This is a genomic window from Pectobacterium parvum (genome assembly GCF_020971565.1).
In the GTDB taxonomy this organism is placed as follows: Bacteria; Pseudomonadota; Gammaproteobacteria; order Enterobacterales; family Enterobacteriaceae; genus Pectobacterium; species Pectobacterium polare.
The window spans coordinates 496,662-516,450 of the sequence record NZ_CP087392.1 but is presented as its reverse complement, the minus strand read 5'-3'; the positions used below and the strand labels follow the sequence as shown (position 1 = coordinate 516,450).

The window sequence follows — 19,789 nt, the reverse complement described above, 5'->3', positions numbered from 1 at the left end:
TCAGGAGAAGAAGCTCAGAATGGTATTGATCACCGTCCGCTGATTGACGTCTGACAGATTGTAGAACAGCGGTAAACGTACCAACCGTTCGCTTTCCTGCGTGGTGTAGCGATCTTCACCGGAGAAACGACCGAAGTTCAAACCGGCTGGGCAACTGTGTAGCGGGATATAATGAAAGACCGTCATGATTTCGGCTTCTTTCATGTAATTGATAAACGCACTGCGGTCATCCTGATCGCGCAGTTTGATATAAAACATGTGCGCATTGTGAATCCCATTGGCAGGCACGGTCGGCAGGGTAATACGCCCGGCATCGGCCAGCGATTTGAATGCCGCGTAGTAGTTCTGCCACAGCTTCAGGCGACGTTCGTTGATCGGTCGCGCCGCTTCCAACTGTCCCCAAAGATAGGCAGCCTGAATATCCGCCATCAGGTAGCTTGAACCGATATCACGCCAGGTGTATTTGTCCACCTGCCCACGGAAGAACTGGCTGCGGTTGGTGCCTTTTTCACGGACAATTTCCGCACGCTCCACCAGCCTTGCGTCATTAATCAGCGTGGCTCCGCCCTCACCGCCCGAGGTGTAGTTCTTGGTTTCGTGAAAGCTGAAGCAGCCAATATGGCCGATAGACCCCAGAACGCGGCCTTTGTAGCTGGACATCACGCCCTGCGCGGCATCTTCCACGACATATAAATCGTATTTCTTCGCCAGTGCCATAATCGCGTCCATCTCGCAGGCCACGCCCGCGTAGTGAACCGGCACGATAATGCGCGTTTTTTCCGTAATGGCGGCTTCGATCTTCGTTTCGTCAATGTTCATGGTATCCGGCCGGATATCGACAAACACGATCTTCGCACCACGAAGCACAAAGGCGTTGGCGGTAGAAACGAAGGTATAGCTCGGCATGATCACTTCATCGCCGAGCTTAACGTCCAGCAGGATAGCAGCCATCTCCAGTGAAGCGGTGCAGGAAGGCGTGAGCAGGACTTTTTTGCTACCGGAATAATGTTCCAGCCATTGCTGACAACGGCGGGTAAAGCCACCATCGCCGCACAATTTGCCGCTGCTCATGGCAGCCTGCATATAATCCAGTTCCGTACCGACAATCGGTGGCGCGTTAAATGGAATCATGTGATCACCTGTATAACCAATACGCCGTGCTCTCAATCATGGCACCACGGCGAAGATAAAGACGAAGCGCCGCCACGTTGCTAACCTGTGTCGCGACCCGAAGACATATCAACTCTTGTTGTCGGCACCACGCTTCCGCCAGCGCCATCAGCTGTGAACCAATGCCCCGTACGGTAACACCCGGCCAAACGCCCAGTAGCCCTATTCGGGCATCCGAGTCATTCACTCTGCGTAACGTGACCCAGCCTTGTGGATTGCCTGCGGCGCCTTCCACCAGCAAACAGCAGTGGTCGAACGTACCGCGCACGGCATTCTCAATCCACTGCGCATAGAAACGCCCGCTATCCTCCGGTTGATACCACGGAGAACGGAAACGGCTCAGCGCAAAAACACGTGACGCCGCGTCCCTCAGTGCAGGGATATCGTCGGGTGTGGCTTCGCGCCAGCGCGGTAGCGGCGTAACAACCGTAGTCCGTTGCAGCAGCAGACTGAGGTCGACCTCGCCTTCCACCAATCGAAAACCTAGATCGGCAAGTGCATCTGCCAGCACCAGATTGTCCGCTGCGATTTTAGCCTGCGTCAGTGTAAATGCGTTCAGCGCATCGGGTGTTAACACAGGCGCAGATGATGAAAAATTCAGCTTACCGCTGTCAATCTGGAAGAATTCGCTCTCCCAGCTCAGCGGTTCAACCGTGGCGCGAATCTCTCCCTTTCCAATTGATATCGGATGGATCATCGTTTCGCTCCTTTCTTTTCCGCCATCTGGTTTTCCAACTTCCGGTTTGCCAACGTCTGACACGGGTTTAGTCGTTCAACCCTAAACGCTCGCCGGTATAAGAACCATCCTGCACGCTGCGCCACCATTTTTCGTTATTCAGATACCAACTGACGGTTTTTCTCATGCCCGTCTCAAACGTTTCTTCTGGACGCCAGCCCAGCTCACGTTCAATTTTCCCGGCATCGATCGCGTAACGCATATCGTGGCCTGGGCGGTCTTTCACATAGGTGATGAGATCGCGGTAATGCGCTACGCCAGCGGGCTTATTCGGCGCCAGCTCTTCCAGCAGCGCACAAATGGTCTGCACCACTTCAATGTTTCTACGCTCGTTGTGACCACCGATGTTGTACGTCTCGCCGATTTCGCCTTCCGTCACCACTTTGTACAGCGCGCGAGCGTGGTCTTCGACAAACAGCCAGTCACGGATTTGCGCGCCATCACCGTAAACCGGTAACGGTTTGCCCGCGACCGCATTCAGGATCACCAGCGGAATCAACTTCTCTGGGAAATGGTAAGGACCGTAGTTATTCGAACAGTTGGTGATAACCGTCGGGAACCCGTAGGTGCGCAGCCAGGCGCGAACAAGGTGGTCGCTGGAAGCTTTCGATGCGGAATAAGGGCTGCTTGGCGCATAAGGCGTGGTTTCTGTAAACAGATCGTCCGTCCCGTGCAGGTCACCAAACACTTCATCGGTAGAGATATGGTGAAAACGGAACGCACGCTTGTCTGCATCAGCTAAGTTCTGCCAATAGTGACGTGCCGCTTCCAGCATTGTATAGGTGCCGACAATATTGGTTTCGATAAATGCTGCCGGGCCATCGATAGAGCGATCGACGTGGCTTTCTGCCGCCAAGTGCATCACTAGCGCAGGCTGGTAAGCCATAAAGACACGGTCCAGTTCAGCACGATCGCAGATATCAACCTGCTCGAACGCGAAGCGTGAGCTATCAGCGACGGGTGCCAGCGAAGACAGGTTGCCCGCATAGGTCAGCTTATCGACAACGACGACGCTGTCCTGCGTTTCAGTCAAAATGTATCTGACCAACGCTGAACCAATAAACCCTGCTCCGCCAGTAATTAAAATACGTTTCAACGCCATACTCCTTTGGTATCGATAACCCACTGTTGTTTCACATCTTCTGGGTTAATCGCTTTAAACTGACGGTGATCAACCAGCATGACCAGCACATCGGCTTCTTTTAATGCACTGCTGGTATCGACCAGTTTTACCTGTCCGGCCAACACGGACGGTAGGTGTTTAACATTCGGTTCGACGGCTAACGTCACACCAGTGTTCCACTGTGCAATCATGGACGTAATCCCTACTGCTGGGCTTTCACGCAGATCGTCAATATCAGGCTTGAACGCCAGCCCAAAGCAGGCCACGGTAACCTCGCTGGCACGTTTATCCGTTTGCGCCAGATAATCCGCCACGGCCGCTTTTACGCGATCCACCACCCAGAGCGGTTTGCCATCGTTAACCAGTCTGGCTGTATGAATTAACCGAGCCTGCTGCGGATTCTGCGCCACGATAAACCAAGGGTCGACCGCAATACAGTGCCCGCCGACGCCAGGGCCGGGTTGCAGGATATTGACGCGGGGATGGCGGTTTGCCAATCGGATAAGTTCCCATACGTTAATGTTTTGTTCGGCACAAATCAGCGAGAGTTCATTGGCGAACGCAATATTGACGTCGCGGAAGCTGTTTTCCGTCAGCTTGCACATTTCGGCGGTGCGGGAGTTAGTAACCACACACTCACCTTCGAGGAAGATTTTGTACAGTTCGCTCGCACGAGCAGAGCACACTGGAGTCATGCCGCCAATGACACGATCGTTTTTAATCAGCTCGACCACAACCTGTCCCGGCAGCACACGTTCAGGACAATAGGCAATGTTGATATCCGCCGTTTCCCCAACCTGCTGCGGAAACGTCAAATCCGCGCGTGCGTCGGCCAGCCATTCGGCCATTTGCTCGGTTGCACCCACGGGGGATGTCGATTCTAAAATCACCAGATCGCCTTTCTTCAGCACGGGCGCGATGGACGCCGCAGCCGCCTGAACGTAGGCCAAATCGGGTTCGTGATCGCCTTTGAATGGGGTAGGAACGGCGATCAGGAAAGCGTCGGCTGGCACAGGCTTTGTCAGCGCCTGAAGGTAACCATTTTCCACTGCCACTTTGACCAACGCATCCAGATCGGGCTCGACGATATGGATTTCGCCGCGATTGATGGTTTCGACCGCCAGTTTGTTCACATCGATACCGATGACTTTTTTCTGGCGCGACGCAAACGCCGCGGCGGTGGGTAAACCGATGTAGCCCAAACCGATTACGGAAATGGTAGTAAAGCTCATAGTGTCACCATAATTATTTCTCGGATACTGATAGATGCATTGAGCGGTGATAATGGATAGATCGTAAAGACGCTGTGAATACATCCCTGTACGCTCGGCTTGCGCAGATATGAATCTCATCCCTGAGATTCATATCTGCACAAGCGACGTTCAAAAACGTTCCTAACGTTTTTGTCCCTGGCGCAAACGCTTTACTCTTCTATTCCATTATCACCGTTTGCATTCTGTAAATCGGGCCGCCGCGGGACGACGATTTAAAATCGCTCCTGGCGATTTTTTAAAGCATCAACGATGCGTTGACAGGCTTGACCATCACCATAAGGATTGTGAGCACGGCTCATTGCCTGATACGCCTCTTCATCCGTCAACAGCATAGATACCGCATCGACAATGCTGGTTACTTCTGTCCCTACCAGCTTAACCGTACCGGCTTCAACCGCCTCTGGCCGTTCTGTCGTATCACGCATCACCAATACAGGCTTGCCTAACGACGGCGCTTCTTCCTGAATGCCGCCAGAGTCGGTCAAAATCATGTAAGACCGATTCATCAGATACACGAAAGGCAGATAGTCCTGCGGCGCAATCAGCATCACATTATCAATGCCGCTCAGGATGCGATTCACCGGTTCACTGACGTTAGGGTTCAGATGGACCGGATACACAATTTGTACTTCGGGGTGTCGACGGGCGATGTCGGCCAGCGCGCTGCAAATGCGCTCGAAGCCGCCGCCAAAACTTTCGCGGCGGTGTCCGGTAACCAGAATCAGCTTCTTGTTATCGTCTAAAAAGGCATATTTCTCGTCGAGGCTGCGGCGTAGCACGGCGTCCCCGAGAATACGATCGCGCACCCAGAACAGCGCATCAATCACCGTATTGCCCGTCACAAAAATATGCCGATCAGACAGATGCTCACGCAGTAAATTTTGGCGGGAATTTTCCGTTGGGGCGAAATGGTACATCGCCAAATGTCCGGTCAGTTTACGGTTAGCCTCTTCCGGCCAGGGCGAGTACAGATTGCCAGTACGCAATCCCGCTTCTACATGGCCGACGGGGATACGCTGATAAAAAGCCGCCAGGCTGGTTGCCAACGTCGTGGTAGTATCGCCGTGCACCAACACCAGATCGGGTTTGAACTCCGCCATAACAGGTTCAAGTCCCGATAAAATCCGGCAGGATATCTCACTGAGTCCCTGTCCCGGTCGCATAATATCCAGATCGTAATCTGGCGTAATGTCGAACAAACGCAGCACCTGATCCAGCATCTCCCGGTGCTGGGCTGTTACGCAAATTCTCGATTCAAAGGCTCCATCCTGAGCCAGGGCATGAACCAGCGGCGCCATTTTTATGGCTTCTGGCCGTGTGCCGAAAACAGTCAATACTTTCACATTGAATCTCTTTAATCAGGTTAGACGCTGACGCTCACTGAGCATCAGCAAGCTGGTTAGCGCGGACGACGAGCCAAGGCAACACCCGCCCCAACGAGCGCACCAATCGCACCCCACATCACCATCAGGAATGCCCGACGCGGGCTGTCGCGCTTCACCGGTTCTTCCGGCGTACGCAAATAACGATATGTCTGGAAACTGCCCTCAAGCGTTGGGCCGACGTTCAGCGTCGCCAACATCGCGCGATTTTTATCGTAATCCAGTTCATAGTGCGGGCCGCTGGTCTGCAACGTTTCCAGTCGGGCTTGAAGCATCGGCCTGCCAAGCAGGAACATTTCTGATGCGGGGATTTCGTCTGCTGGCGTATCCGTCTGGCTACGGCTAATACCTTGCTGTTGTGCGATTTTCAGTGCCAGTTCAAGGCTGCGGACTTCGCGATCGTAAATCGCTTTTGCTACCGCTTCCTGACGCTTGATCTGCGACTTCATGAAAATGGTTCTGGCAGCCCAAGCACCCTTGATCTCTTCATTCAGGTGGCTGGCTGCACGCAGGCTGGCAAACGCCACGTACTGACGAAGCAACGTATTGGAATCCGCAGAGGTTTCCGCCACCAGCTTCACAGAATCATTGGTTTTTTTCCCGCTGTCGCGAGGCGTAAACTGAATGTTGTTAACCAGTTCATCCAGCAGAGCCGCATCAGCTTTTCCATCACCTTCCAGACGCTGCTTATAATAGTCAGTCTGTAACCAGAAATCGCGGCGGGTATCATAGGCCGCTAATTGCATGATGAATTCGTCATAAGCATCAGCCGAAATAGACGGTTGCTCTGGCTGAGGCGTGGAAAAAGAGCGGGCGTCGAGGTTACGCAGGAATTGCTGTTGCGAATAATACCCGCCCAGCATATTGACCGTCGGCTTGTCAGTAATCGCTGTCGCGCTCCACTCCTGTTTAACAAGATAGGAATAGCCTAATGCTACAATGGCAAAAAGCAGGCCGATCGCTATCGGCCATACCTTTCCACGCCACAGCAGGCGAAATAAACCACGGACATCCAATTCGTTATCAATCAACGCATTCCCGGTAGACAAGTTCTCTGATTTCATTACTTCCCCAAAATTATTTGGTCAGGATGACTGCTTTTGCTCATCAGAATGCCGCATACGGCGTTTGATTCGCTTGATAAAACGGGCGACCCGCCATGCTCGTTTCAGGCAGTAGCCATACAGTAGAAATGCAAGCAAGAATAATGCCAACATGAACCATTCGGGTATGAAAAAGAAATATTCTCCCAACACACCGACCGCAGCCAACAAGGCGGCAGCAAGCGTAATCAGCACAAACGCCTGACGGGAAGAAAAGCCAGCCCGCATCATTAAATGATGGATATGCTGTCGGTCAGGCGAGAACGGGCTCATCCCTTTGCGCAAGCGCCGATACATAATGGCGATCATATCGATCAGCGGGATAGCGATAATCCACAGTGCCGTAACCGGGTTAATCGGATGCTGCGGGCCTTGTGTCGTTTGAATCAGGAGCCAGATAGCCGTGAAGCCAATCATCGTGCTACCCGCATCGCCCATGAAGACCTTGTAGCGTGACCCAAACATGCCGAGGTTAAGCAAAATATAAGGCAACGTCGCCGCAATCATGGCGAAACACCACAATGCCAGATTCGTGTGGCCGCTCAGGTACAGCAAAATCCCCATCGCCCCAAATGAGACGCTGGACAATCCGCCGAGCAATCCATCGATCCCGTCGACCATATTGAACGCATTGATCGCCGCCCAAACCGCAAACAGCGTGACCAGATAACCAAACGGCCCCAGCCCCATCTGCCATGGGCCAAAAATGTATCCCAGGTTGTGTATCGTCAAACCAGCAAAAGCCATCATCACCACGGCGACAAACGCCTGCACAACGGCACGAATTTTCACGCTGATATCAAAACGATCGTCCAGCATGCCGATAAACACCAGCACACCCGCGCACATCAGATAAAGACGGAAATTGGGGATATATTGATCGGTAATAAGGTAGGTAAAACAGATACCCGCATACACGGAAATACCGCCAACCAGAGGCACAAGACCCCGATGGCGTTTACGGTAGTTGGGACGATCGACAAGCCCTATTTTACCCGCGATGCTGCGAGCAAAAAAAAGAAAGCCCAGAGAAAACAAGAAAATAAATAGTAGTTCGATACTCATAGTGAGTAAGTTCACCGTTAACAGCTGCGCTGTAGCTGTTCAGTATAGACTCGGTTTACGCCTTATATCCTATCGCCCACGTTGATCGCCAGTACAAATTGAGTGATAACCGCAACTTCCCAGTAGAAAGCCTCTTCACATCTGACCAATTGGGGGATAAAAAAACGCCACGACCCAGCGTGGCGTTCCCCGAGTTATCCGTAATGTATCCGTTATATTTCAAGCTGCATGTGCGTTGGCAATACTCGGCTCATCTCCGAGCCTCGCCCTGAGAGGCCGCCACAAGCGGCGTTCAAAACGCTAGCGTTTTGTTCTGCGACTCGAATTATTTAGGGTATATATAGATGAACGCTCGGATTTATGAACGTTTCATCATATCGAAGAATTCATCGTTGGTTTTCGTCATCGCCAACTTGTTGATGAGGAATTCCATCGCGTCGATCTCACCCATTGGGTGGATGATCTTGCGTAGAATCCACATCTTCTGCAATTCTTCAGAGGTGGTAAGCAGTTCTTCTTTACGCGTACCGGAACGGTTGTAATCAATCGCCGGGAACACGCGTTTTTCTGCGATTTTACGCGCCAGGTGCAGTTCCATATTACCTGTACCTTTAAATTCTTCGTAAATTACTTCGTCCATCTTAGAACCGGTATCAACCAGCGCGGTGGCGATGATTGTCAGGCTACCGCCTTCCTCAACGTTACGCGCCGCACCGAAGAAACGCTTCGGACGATGCAGGGCGTTGGCATCCACACCACCCGTCAACACTTTGCCCGAAGCCGGAACCACGGTGTTATAGGCACGCGCCAGACGAGTAATGGAGTCCAGCAGGATGATAACGTCTTTCTTATGTTCAACCAGACGCTTCGCTTTTTCGATCACCATTTCAGCAACCTGAACGTGACGGGAAGCCGGTTCGTCAAACGTTGACGCAATGACTTCGCCTTTCACCAGACGCTGCATCTCGGTCACTTCTTCCGGACGTTCGTCAATCAGCAGCACCATCAGCACGCAGTCAGGATGGTTGTAAGCGATACTCTGCGCGATGTTTTGCAGCAGCATGGTTTTACCCGCTTTCGGCGGAGCAACAATCAGACCACGTTGACCACGGCCAATTGGCGAAGCCAGATCCAGCACACGCGCCGTCAAATCTTCTGTGGAACCATTACCACGTTCCATACGCAGACGAGAGTTTGCATGCAGTGGTGTTAAGTTTTCGAACAGGATCTTATTACGGGCGTTTTCAGGTTTGTCGTAGTTAACTTCGTTAACTTTCAGCAGCGCAAAATAGCGCTCCCCCTCTTTTGGCGGACGAATCTTGCCAGAAATGGTGTCACCAGTACGAAGGTTAAAACGACGGATTTGGCTGGGAGAAACGTAGATATCATCGGGGCCTGCGAGGTAGGAGCTGTCTCCGGAGCGAAGAAAGCCGAAGCCATCCTGCAATATCTCCAACACACCATCGCCGAAAATATCCTCGCCGCTTTTGGCATGCTGTTTCAGAATAGCGAAGATAATATCCTGTTTACGCATGCGGGCCTGGTTTTCCAAGCCCATATTTTCGCCAAGAGTAATTAACTCAGAAACTGGCGTATTCTTTAATTCGGTAAGATTCATAGTGGTGGGTTCTTTAACTCGGGGTAAATCTCGAACTATTAATGTGAATAGTATGGCAGGGTCATCCGTGCCTCTATAACAGCCTTCAACCACCGGATTCCTGTCTAGTTTCACACCTGAAGCGCATTACATCCGCGCAAAACAGCATCCGCATAAATCAACGGCAGGAGATCGAAGACACATAAAACCAAGTATTATAAATACTAGTAGACTGCCCAAATCGGATCACAAACGTGTTGTAGAAAATTACTTTGTAAAACAATGATTTTTCGATTTCGACACAGAATAATGCTTTAGACTCTAACTTTCAGGCTTAAGCCTAAGGGCTTAAACATAGGCAAGTACGATATGCAGTGATGAAGAATCTAGCACGCTTCCCGACGAGCGGCAAGCAGTCAATGTGAGAATTGCATATTGCCAGATTGCGCCCGCCAGTAATACCCTTTTTTGGGGGTATAAAGCTAATTACAGATTCGCCGTCAGGAACTCTTTCAGTTGCCCTTTGGACAGTGCGCCGACTTTTGTCGCAGCGACTTCGCCGTTTTTAAACAGCAACAGAGTAGGAATACCACGGATACCATATTTTGGTGCAGTAGCCGGATTTTCATCAATGTTCAGCTTGGTAACCGCCAATTTGCCTTCAAACTCTTCGGCAATTTCATCCAGAATAGGAGCGATCATTTTGCAAGGACCACACCACTCAGCCCAGAAATCAACCAAGATAGCGCCCTCAGCTTGCAATACTTTCGTGCCGAAGCTGTCATCAGTCAGGTGAATTATTTTATCGCTCATATTTTACTCCGCAGGATTATTTCTACCTTGTTGGTATAGCATTAACCAACAACGGCTTGACTTTATTTCACCGGATACGCTTTCGTAAAGCAATAGTTAGCTGATATTCTACCACACTATGAGCAAAACACACTTAACTGAACAGAAGTTTTCCGACTTCGCCCTGCACCCGCAGGTTATTGAAGCTCTTGAAAGTAAAGGGTTTCATAATTGTACGCCTATTCAGGCGTTAGCTCTGCCATTGGCTCTGTCAGGGCGTGATGTTGCGGGTCAGGCGCAAACCGGTACCGGCAAGACGCTGGCTTTTCTTGCGTCTACTTTCCATTATCTGCTTTCACACCCTGCAAATGCAGAGCGTCAGACCAACCAGCCACGTGCTTTAATTATGGCACCGACCCGTGAACTGGCTGTCCAGATTCACTCTGATGCAGAAGCGCTGTCTCATGCAACTGGGCTAAAATTAGGTTTAGCCTACGGTGGCGACGGCTACGACAAACAGCTTAAAGTGCTGGAAAGCGGCGTTGATATTCTGATCGGCACCACCGGTCGCCTGATCGACTACGCCAAACAGAACCATATCAATCTCGGCGCGATTCAGGTTGTCGTGCTGGACGAAGCCGATCGCATGTACGATCTCGGCTTCATCAAAGATATTCGCTGGCTATTCCGCCGCATGCCCGCAGCGGCACAGCGCCTGAACATGCTCTTTTCCGCTACGCTCTCCTACCGGGTGCGTGAACTCGCGTTTGAACAGATGAATAACGCCGAGTACGTGGAAGTCGAACCGGAACAGAAAACCGGCCACCGTATTACAGAAGAACTGTTTTATCCGTCCAACGAAGAAAAAATGCGCCTGCTCCAAACGCTGCTGGAAGAAGAGTGGCCGGACCGCTGCATTATTTTCGCAAATACCAAGCATCGCTGCGAAGACGTCTGGGGCCATCTGGCTGCCGACGGCCATCGCGTTGGGCTACTGACGGGCGACGTCGCGCAGAAAAAACGTCTGCGTATTCTGGAAGAATTTACCCAAGGCAGTCTGGACATTCTGGTGGCAACGGATGTTGCAGCACGCGGTTTGCATATTCCTTCTGTGACCCACGTTTTCAACTACGACCTGCCGGATGACTGTGAAGACTACGTTCACCGTATTGGCCGTACGGGCCGTGCGGGACAAAGCGGATTCTCTATCAGCCTGGCCTGTGAAGAGTACGCGCTGAATCTCCCGGCTATCGAAACCTATATCGGTCACGGTATCCCAGTCAGCAAATACAACAGTGACGCGCTGATGAATGATTTACCTGCGCCGAAGCGTTTAACGCGCCCACCGCGTTCCAATAATGGCCCGCGCCGACACAATGCGCCGCGCCGCAGCGGAGCGCCCCGTAATAACCGTAAACGAGCGGAATAACCGTCGATGCTGAGCTCTTCTTCACTTTACGCTGCCATCGATCTCGGCTCGAACAGCTTCCATATGCTGGTCACCCGGGAAACCGCAGGCAGCATTCAGACGCTGGCGAAAATAAAGCGTAAAGTCCGCCTTGCGGCGGGGCTGGATAAGCAGAATCGGCTCTCGCAGGAAGCGATGCAGCGTGGCTGGCAGTGTCTACAACTGTTCTCCGAACGGTTGCAGGACATTCCGCAGGATCAGGTGCGCGTCGTCGCTACTGCAACTCTGCGGCTGGCAACGAACGCTGATGAGTTTCTGCAACGGGCTCAGGAAATTCTGGGCTTGCCGATTCAGGTTATCAGCGGTGAAGAAGAAGCACGCTTGATTTATCAAGGCGTGGCACATACGACAGGCGGCCCGGATGCGCGTCTGGTCGTGGATATTGGCGGTGGCAGTACCGAACTGGCAACGGGAATCGGCGCAAAAACGACCCAGTTGATCAGCCTCCCGATGGGATGTGTAACCTGGCTGGATCGCTATTTCAGCGACCGCAATCTGGAAGCCGGTAACTTTGAACGCGCTGAACAGGCGGCGCGTGAAATGCTGCGTCCTGTCGCGGCTTCTCTGCGCGAACAGGGCTGGCAAATCTGCGTCGGTGCTTCCGGCACAGTTCAGGCGCTACAGGAAATTATGGTCGCGCAGGGAATGGATGAATACATTACTCTGCCGAAACTCAGACAGCTTAAAGAGCACGCGATTCAGTGCGATAAGCTGGAAGAATTGGAGATTGATGGCCTGACGCTGGAACGCGCGCTGGTTTTCCCCAGCGGATTAGCCATTCTGCTGGCGATCTTCCAAGAGCTCGACATCAAAACGATGACGCTGGCCGGAGGCGCGCTGCGTGAAGGACTGGTCTATGGCATGCTGCATCTGCCCGTTGATCAGGATATTCGTCACCGTACGTTAGCGACGCTGCAACGCCGTTATCTGCTGGATACCGAACAGGCTAAACGCGTTAGCACTCTCGCGGACAACTTTCTACAACAGGTTGCCCGTGACTGGCAGTTAGATAGTCGATGTCGCGAGTTACTGCGCAGCGCCTGTCTGGTACACGAAATCGGTTTGAGCATCGATTTTCGCCAATCGCCCCAGCATGCAGCCTATTTGATTCGTCATAGCGATCTCCCCGGTTTTACACCCGCCCAGAAGAAGTTATTAGCTACACTCCTGCAAAACCAGATTAACCCTGTCGATTTAATGCCGCTCAGTCAGCAAAATGCGCTGCCAGTCAATCAGGCACAGCGCCTGTGCCGCCTGTTGCGTCTGGCGATTATTTTTGCCAGCCGCCGCCGCGATGACACGCTGCCAGCAGTGCGGTTGCGCGTAGAAGGCGAAGCATTGCGTTTGATTCTGCCCGCTGGTTGGCTGGCTCAGCACCCGTTACGGACAGAAATGCTGGAACAGGAAAGCCGCTGGCAGAGCTACGTACACTGGCCGCTGATGCTGGAAGAAACCCCTGCTTAACGAGCACATAGGGGAGCGCGCTTTACTCCCCTTTTGCTTTCGCCAACATAGCCCGGATACTGGCGACGTTCGTCTGACCTTTCTGCATACGTTCTTGTGCGCTAACCACTTTTCTTTCCGTTTCCCACACCACATCATCCTGTGGCAGTTCAAGCAGGAAACGACTCGGTTCGGGGCGCACCAACTCGCCATACTGGCGGCGTTCTTTGCACAATGTGAAGAACAGTTCGCGCTGAGCGCGCGTAATCCCCACGTAGGCCAGACGGCGCTCTTCGTCGACGTTATCTTCATCAATGCTGCTTTGGTGCGGCAACAAACCTTCTTCCATCCCAACCAAAAAGACGTACGGGAATTCGAGTCCTTTGGACGCATGCAACGTCATTAGCTGGACCTGATCCAGTTCCTCTTCACTCTCTCCACGTTCCATCATGTCCCGCAGCGTGAAACGCGTCACCACCTGCGTCAGCGTCATCGGTTCATCCAGATCGGACCCTTCCAGCATTTCCGTCATCCAGCTGAATAGCTGATTGACGTTCTTCATCCGCATTTCTGCGGCTTTTGGGCTGGGTGAGGTTTCATACAGCCAGCTTTCGTAGTCCAGCCCATGGATCAGGTCTCGCACGGCGGCGACCGGTTCACGCTCTGCCAGACGGGCAATCTCCGCCAGCCACTGGGTGAACCGTTGTAGGGATTCCAGCCCACGACCGGTCAGCGACTGGCTCAGCCCAAGATCAAAGCTCGCACTGAACAGGCCTTTATTGCGCTGTCCTGCCCACTCGCCTAGCTTCTTCATCGTTGCCGGGCCAATCTCACGCTTAGGTGTGTTCACAATGCGTAAGAACGCGCTGTCGTCTTCTGGGTTGGTCAGTACGCGCAGGTAGGCCAGTAAATCTTTGATTTCAGGTCGGGAGAAAAACGACGTGCCACCGGAGATGCGATACGGAATACGGTTCTGCATCAGCATCTTTTCAAACAGACGCGATTGATGGTTACCACGATACAAAATGGCATAGTCGCCGTACTGGGTCTTTTTAATAAAGTGATGGGCAATCAGCTCACCAACGACCCGCTCCGCTTCGTGATCTTCATTGTTGGCAGTAATGACTTTGAGTTCATCACCGTAACCCAGCTCCGAGAACAGACGCTTTTCAAAGACGTGCGGGTTATTAGCGATGAGAATATTAGCGGCTTTCAGAATACGCCCGGACGAGCGGTAGTTTTGTTCCAGCTTGATCACGTCAAGCGCGGGGAAATCCTGCTGTAGCAACACCAGATTCTGTGGTCGTGCACCGCGCCAGGAGTAAATTGACTGATCGTCATCACCTACGACGGTAAAACGCGCGCGGGTGCCAACCAGCAGCTTAACCAGTTCATACTGGCTGGTGTTGGTGTCCTGATATTCATCCACTAGCAGGTAGCGTAAGCGGTTCTGCCAACGTTCACGCACCTCAACATTCCGCTTCAGCAGCAGCGTGGGCAGCAAAATCAGATCGTCGAAGTCCAGTACGTTACAGGCGCGCAGATGGTCGTGATAGAGCGAGTAGCAATGCACAAACAGCTTATCGCGTTCGGAGCGAGCGGTTGCTGCCGCACCGGTAGGATCGATCAGATCGTTTTTCCAGTTTGAGATCGTCGAGATCAGCTGTTGCAGCAAAACTTTATCGTTTTCCAGCCACTGCTCCGTCAGTTCTTTCAGCAGCGCCATCTGGTCCTGATCGTCAAACAATGAGAAATTGGATTTCATGCCCAATGCGACGTATTCACGTTTGATGATCTCCAGCCCCAACGTATGGAAGGTCGCGATCATCAGCCCACGCGTTTCTTTACGTCCCAGCGTTTGCGCCACGCGCTCCTTCATCTCACGCGCCGCTTTGTTAGTAAACGTCACGGCGGCAATGTGCTTAGCCTGATAGCCACACTGGCGAATAAGGTGCGCGATTTTGTTGGTGATAACGCGGGTCTTGCCTGAACCTGCGCCCGCCAGCACCAGACAAGGTCCGGTGACAAATTCGACGGCGTGTTGTTGGCTGGGGTTTAAGCGCATAACGATCTTGCTCACTCATAAAACGGAAGGCGATTGTAGCAGAAAGCCGTATCGATCTTGACCAGGGATTTGTTATTAAGGAAAGCACATCGCAGTCCACATCTTGCGTTGCAAATGTTACATTGCGCGCCGGAATCTCTTTTGCAAAAAAGGTAATAACATGGCCAATACCGCAGCAGCCCTACACATCCTGGTAGACACTGAGCAGGAAGCTAATGACATTCTTGCGCAACTGGAAAAAGGTGCAGACTTCCAGAAACTGGCACAGAAGCACTCGACCTGCCCGTCAAAACGCAACGGCGGCGATTTAGGTGAGTTTCGTAAAGGCGATATGGTGCCAGCTTTCGATAAGGCGGTATTTTCCTGCGAATTGCTGAAACCGTTTGGTCCGGTGAAAACCCAGTTTGGTTACCATGTGGTCAAGGTGTTGTACCGCAACTAAGTTGTGTCGTAATTAAGTCGTCACACCGACGCCCGAACATGAAAAACGCGCCGACCTTCTGGTTTGGCGCGTTTTTTCTATTAAATGCCTTATTAACCTATCGTCATCAGGCTGGCATTGCCGCCCGCGGCGGCGGTATTGATACTCAGAGAACGTTCGGTCAACAGGCGCTCCAACTGAACGTGGGTATCGCCCTGCACATAGCCTAACGGCTGGATAATCGGGCCATCGCGCTCTGCAAGCGTTTGACTAAGCTGCCGTAACCGATCGGCGTCCCCATGATAAATGACGCCATGAAAAGACACCTCGTGCCGCTGCCAGTCAGGCGTGAACTGAATATGCGACTGCACGCCTGCGGGTAAGCTGTCATAGAGCCTTTTCTCGTGCTCACCTTCCGGCCACAGCAGTTTCCCGCCCGTCGCCAGCACCGCCGCCATCTGAATCAAGCGATCGTCCTCATTATCTGCCAGACACAGAACCCGCTCACGTGGCAGCAGCGTATAGGAATTACTTTCCCCTGTCGGGCCGGGCAGCAATCGCGTTGTCCCGCTAACGCTATATTCTCTGTAGCGCTGGCATAACGTCGCCAGCCCATGACGCTCTCCGGTAATCGCCCAGTCTTCCAGCGCCTGTAGCCCCACCAGCAGCGACGATCGGGCAGACGCATCCAGCGCTTGCTCACGGTTCTGCTGTGCGAATTCTGCCGCAAGCGCGCCGTCCGGCCGATGTGTCAGCAAGCGGTACAGATAAAGCGGCCCGCCCGCCTTTGGTCCGGTTCCTGATAAGCCTTCTCCGCCAAACGGTTGAACACCGACAACGGCACCGACCATATTGCGGTTCACATATTGATTACCCACCTTCGCCTTGCCCGTCACGCGTAGAATAGTTTCATCAATGCGGGTATGCACACCCAGCGTCAGGCCGTATCCCGCTGCGTTGACCTGCTCAATCACTGCATCCAACTGCTGGCTTTGGTAGCGAACGACGTGTAAAACTGGACCAAAAACTTCTTTTTTCAGCTCGTCTATTTTGCCCAGTTCGATCAGAGTCGGTTTCACAAACGTCCCGTGCCGCCACGTCTCCTCATCCTGCGGATACGCTGCCTGAAATACGGTATGGCCTTTCGCCCGCATCGTCTGAATATGCCGTTCCACGTTCTCTTTCGCTTCTGCGTCAATCAGCGGGCCGATGTCGGTCGATAACCGTTCAGGATTCCCCATTCGACACTCCGCCATCGCGCCACGCAGCATAGCCAGAGTACGATCCGCGATATCCTCTTGCAGGCACAGCAGGCGCAGCGCCGAGCAACGCTGTCCGGCGCTGTCGAACGCGGAGGCGATAACGTCATTCACCACCTGCTCCGTCAGCGCAGACGAATCGACAATCATCGCATTCAGGCCGCCCGTTTCGGCAATCAGCGGCGTCAAACGCCCCTGTGGATCGAGCCTGCCCGCGATGCTGCGTTGCAGGGTTTTGGCAACGGCCGTCGACCCGGTAAACACCACGCCACGTACCCGTTCATCGTTCACCAACGCCGCACCAATCGTTTCTCCCTGTCCGGGCAGTAATTGCAGCACACTCTGAGGAATACCCGCCTCATGTAAAATACGCACCGCCTGTGCCGCGATCAGCGGCGTCTGTTCAGCCGGTTTCGCCAGCACGCTGTTGCCTGCCGCCAGTGCGGCAGAAATTTGACCGGTGAAGATCGCCAGCGGGAAATTCCACGGGCTAATGCAAACCACCGGCCCCAGCGGACGATGAGTATCGTTAGTGAACGTGTCCCGAATCTGAGCAGCGTAATAGCGTAAGAAGTCCACTGCTTCGCGCACTTCAGCAATCGCGTTACTGAAGGATTTACCCGCTTCCCGCACCAGCAGCCCCAGCAGACTTTGCAACTGCCCTTCCATCAGCGAGGCGGCCTGATTCAATATCGCGGCCCGCTCTGCGGGTGGCGTCGCAAACCAAATAGTGCCAGCATGTACCGCCGCGTCTACCGCCAGCTCAACATCCGCCACCGAAGCATCGAGAACGTAGCCCACCACATCGTGCACATCTGCGGGATTCACGACAGGCCTTTCTTCACTCGCCTCGCTTTCCCCCTCAATCACTGGCACGGCATACCACGGCTGTGACGCATGATTCAGCAACGCGCTGGAGAGCGAAGCCAGCCGGTGCTCGTTCGAGAGATCCAATCCGCTCGAATTTTGCCGTTCCTGCCCATATAGCTGACGCGGCAGAGGAATTTTGGGATGCGGTGCGCCCATGATCCATTCCACTTTTGCCAGCGCCTCTACGCCACGAATCGGATCGGCAATCAGCGTTTCCAGCGCCATTGAGGTATCTGCAATGCGGTTAACAAACGAGGTATTCGCGCCGTTTTCCAGCAGGCGTCGCACCAGATAAGCCAGCAGCGTTTCATGGGTTCCGACTGGGGCATAAATACGGCACGGACGGTTCAGCTTGCCGTCAGCCACCGCGCCCACCACCTGATCGTAGAGCGGTTCGCCCATGCCGTGCAGGCACTGGAACTCATACTGACCGGGATAATAATTGTTGCCTGCCATGTGGTAGATCGCGCTTACCGTCTGCGCGTTGTGCGTGGCGAACTGCGGGTAAATCAGATTCGGTACGGCCAACAGCTTGCGGGCGCACGCCAGATACGCCACATCGGTATAGACCTTACGCGTGTAGACCGGATAGCCTTCCAACCCGTCAACCTGCGCACGCTTGATTTCACTGTCCCAGTACGCCCCTTTCACCAGACGAACCATCAGCCGCCGACGGCTGCGCTGTGCCAGCTCAATCAGCGCATCAATCACATACGGGCAGCGTTTCTGATAAGCCTGAATGACAAACCCAACGCCATTCCACCCCGCCAACTGCGGATCCATGCAGAGTTTTTCCAGCAGATCGAGTGAGATCTCCAGTCGATCTGCTTCCTCCGCATCAATATTGATCCCGATATCGTACTGGCGCGCCAGCAACGTCAGCATCAACAAACGTGGATAAAGTTCTTCCATCACCCGGTCATACTGCGACCGGCTATAGCGGGGATGCAGCGCCGACAGCTTGATGGAGATGCCCGGCCCTTCATAAATCCCGCGCCCATTCGAGGCTTTGCCGATAGCATGAATCGCCTGCTGATAGGCCGTCAGATACGCGGCAGCATCGTGTTCCGTCAGCGCAGCTTCACCTAACATGTCGTAAGAGTAACGGAAGCCTTTACTCTCCCGTTCGCGGGCATTCGCCAGCGCTTCACCAATGGTTTCCCCAGTGACAAACTGCTCCCCCCTCAGCCGCATAGCCATATCGACACCTTTGCGGACCAGCGGCTCACCGCTTTTCCCGATGATGCGATTCAGCGAATTCGAGAGGTTCACTTCGTTGTGCGTCGCCACCAGCTTTCCGGTAAACAGCAGCCCCCAGGTTGCAGCATTCACAAAGAGTGACGGGCTTTGGCCAAGATGTGCCTGCCAGTTTCCCCGACTGATCTTGTCGCGGATCAGCGCATCGCGCGTGGATTTATCAGGAATGCGCAGCAGCGCTTCGGCTAAGCACATCAGCGCCACCCCTTCCTGAGAAGAAAGAGAGAATTCCTGTAGCAGCCCTTGCACAATGCCCGCACGCCCATTTCCGGCTTTCTGACCGCGTAATTTCTCTGCCAGTTGATAAGCCAGCTTCTGCGTTAACTGCGACATTTCATCGGTAAGTCTTGCCTGTTCGAGCAAGATAGGCACCAGTTCACTTTCGGGGCGGCGGTAAACAGAAGTAATGGCGGCGCGGATAACTGACTGAGGAAGCACCTGTTCGGCGAAATCAAGAAAGGGTTGGTGGGTTTCTTCTTCCTGAGATTGCGGCATAATCTCTTCCGCTTCAATGTGGCTGACGTTCGCCCATTGCGGTGTTTCAGGCGTATCGAGGCCATTTTCGAGGCATTCGAGGTAATGGAAAATAGCCTGTTTGATCAGCCAGTGCGGTGTACGATCAATACGCTGTGCTGCCGTCTTGATACGTTCACGCGTTTCCTCATCGAGTTTTACACCCATCGTGGTAGAACCCATAGAGTCCACTCCTGTCATGAGAAGATGCACATCGGGATAACGTCAATATTAGCCATGTTGCAACCTTG

14 protein-coding genes are annotated in these 19,789 nt (G+C 53.2%); 3 read left to right on the top strand and 11 right to left on the bottom strand.

Annotated features, from left to right (window positions below):
* The 9 genes from rffA to trxA form a co-directional block, all read right to left on the bottom strand.
* Positions 1–1,131 carry a dTDP-4-amino-4,6-dideoxygalactose transaminase gene (gene rffA, locus LOZ86_RS02280; RefSeq protein WP_039486691.1) on the bottom strand — a complete coding sequence of 377 codons (1,131 nt, stop codon included), beginning with the start codon at positions 1,129–1,131 and terminating at the stop codon, positions 1–3.
* A 4-nt stretch (positions 1,132–1,135) separates the two neighbouring features.
* Positions 1,136–1,867 carry a dTDP-4-amino-4,6-dideoxy-D-galactose acyltransferase gene (gene wecD / locus LOZ86_RS02275; RefSeq protein WP_039486690.1) on the bottom strand — a complete coding sequence of 244 codons (732 nt, stop codon included), beginning with the start codon at positions 1,865–1,867 and terminating at the stop codon, positions 1,136–1,138.
* Positions 1,868–1,934: 67 nt separating this feature from the next.
* Positions 1,935–3,008: a dTDP-glucose 4,6-dehydratase gene (rffG, locus tag LOZ86_RS02270; protein ID WP_181892630.1), complete on the bottom strand. Its 1,074-nt coding sequence runs from the start codon at positions 3,006–3,008 to the stop codon at positions 1,935–1,937.
* Complete coding sequence (wecC, locus tag LOZ86_RS02265; RefSeq protein WP_039486689.1) at positions 2,999–4,261, bottom strand: UDP-N-acetyl-D-mannosamine dehydrogenase; 1,263 nt, start codon at positions 4,259–4,261, stop codon at positions 2,999–3,001. The genes rffG and wecC overlap by 10 nt, the downstream gene beginning before the upstream one ends.
* Positions 4,262–4,515: 254 nt before the next feature.
* Positions 4,516–5,646: a non-hydrolyzing UDP-N-acetylglucosamine 2-epimerase gene (gene wecB, locus LOZ86_RS02260; protein WP_039486688.1), complete on the bottom strand. Its 1,131-nt coding sequence runs from the start codon at positions 5,644–5,646 to the stop codon at positions 4,516–4,518.
* A gap of 56 nt (positions 5,647–5,702) precedes the next feature.
* Positions 5,703–6,749: an ECA polysaccharide chain length modulation protein gene (wzzE, locus tag LOZ86_RS02255; RefSeq protein WP_039512694.1), complete on the bottom strand. Its 1,047-nt coding sequence runs from the start codon at positions 6,747–6,749 to the stop codon at positions 5,703–5,705.
* 21 nt (positions 6,750–6,770) lie between these two features.
* Positions 6,771–7,868: a UDP-N-acetylglucosamine--undecaprenyl-phosphate N-acetylglucosaminephosphotransferase gene (gene wecA / locus LOZ86_RS02250; protein ID WP_106389079.1), complete on the bottom strand. Its 1,098-nt coding sequence runs from the start codon at positions 7,866–7,868 to the stop codon at positions 6,771–6,773.
* A 343-nt stretch (positions 7,869–8,211) separates the two neighbouring features.
* Complete coding sequence (gene rho / locus LOZ86_RS02245; RefSeq protein WP_011095682.1) at positions 8,212–9,471, bottom strand: transcription termination factor Rho; 1,260 nt, start codon at positions 9,469–9,471, stop codon at positions 8,212–8,214.
* A gap of 465 nt (positions 9,472–9,936) precedes the next feature.
* Positions 9,937–10,263, bottom strand: a complete 327-nt coding sequence (trxA, locus tag LOZ86_RS02240) for a thioredoxin TrxA (RefSeq protein ID WP_039486685.1) — start codon at positions 10,261–10,263, stop codon at positions 9,937–9,939.
* A gap of 118 nt (positions 10,264–10,381) precedes the next feature.
* Between trxA and rhlB the strand changes: the two genes are divergently transcribed.
* Together rhlB and ppx are read left to right on the top strand one after the other, a co-directional pair.
* The gene (gene rhlB / locus LOZ86_RS02235) at positions 10,382–11,671 is read left to right on the top strand and encodes an ATP-dependent RNA helicase RhlB (protein WP_039486683.1); all 1,290 of its coding nucleotides are present in this window, start codon (positions 10,382–10,384) and stop codon (positions 11,669–11,671) included.
* A 6-nt stretch (positions 11,672–11,677) separates the two neighbouring features.
* Complete coding sequence (ppx, locus tag LOZ86_RS02230) at positions 11,678–13,174, top strand: exopolyphosphatase (RefSeq protein WP_039486682.1); 1,497 nt, start codon at positions 11,678–11,680, stop codon at positions 13,172–13,174.
* 22 nt (positions 13,175–13,196) lie between these two features.
* On the opposite strand, the gene rep is transcribed toward ppx, so the two are convergent.
* Entirely contained in the window at positions 13,197–15,218 is a 2,022-nt protein-coding gene (gene rep / locus LOZ86_RS02225; protein ID WP_039486680.1) for a DNA helicase Rep, read from the bottom strand.
* Between the two features lie 160 nt (positions 15,219–15,378).
* Between rep and ppiC the strand changes: the two genes are divergently transcribed.
* The gene (ppiC, locus tag LOZ86_RS02220; protein WP_039486678.1) at positions 15,379–15,660 is read left to right on the top strand and encodes a peptidylprolyl isomerase PpiC; all 282 of its coding nucleotides are present in this window, start codon (positions 15,379–15,381) and stop codon (positions 15,658–15,660) included.
* Between the two features lie 92 nt (positions 15,661–15,752).
* Here ppiC and putA read toward each other — a convergent pair whose 3' ends face one another.
* Positions 15,753–19,721 carry a trifunctional transcriptional regulator/proline dehydrogenase/L-glutamate gamma-semialdehyde dehydrogenase gene (gene putA / locus LOZ86_RS02215; protein WP_230242816.1) on the bottom strand — a complete coding sequence of 1,323 codons (3,969 nt, stop codon included), beginning with the start codon at positions 19,719–19,721 and terminating at the stop codon, positions 15,753–15,755.
* Between the last annotated feature and the right edge of the window lie 68 nt (positions 19,722–19,789).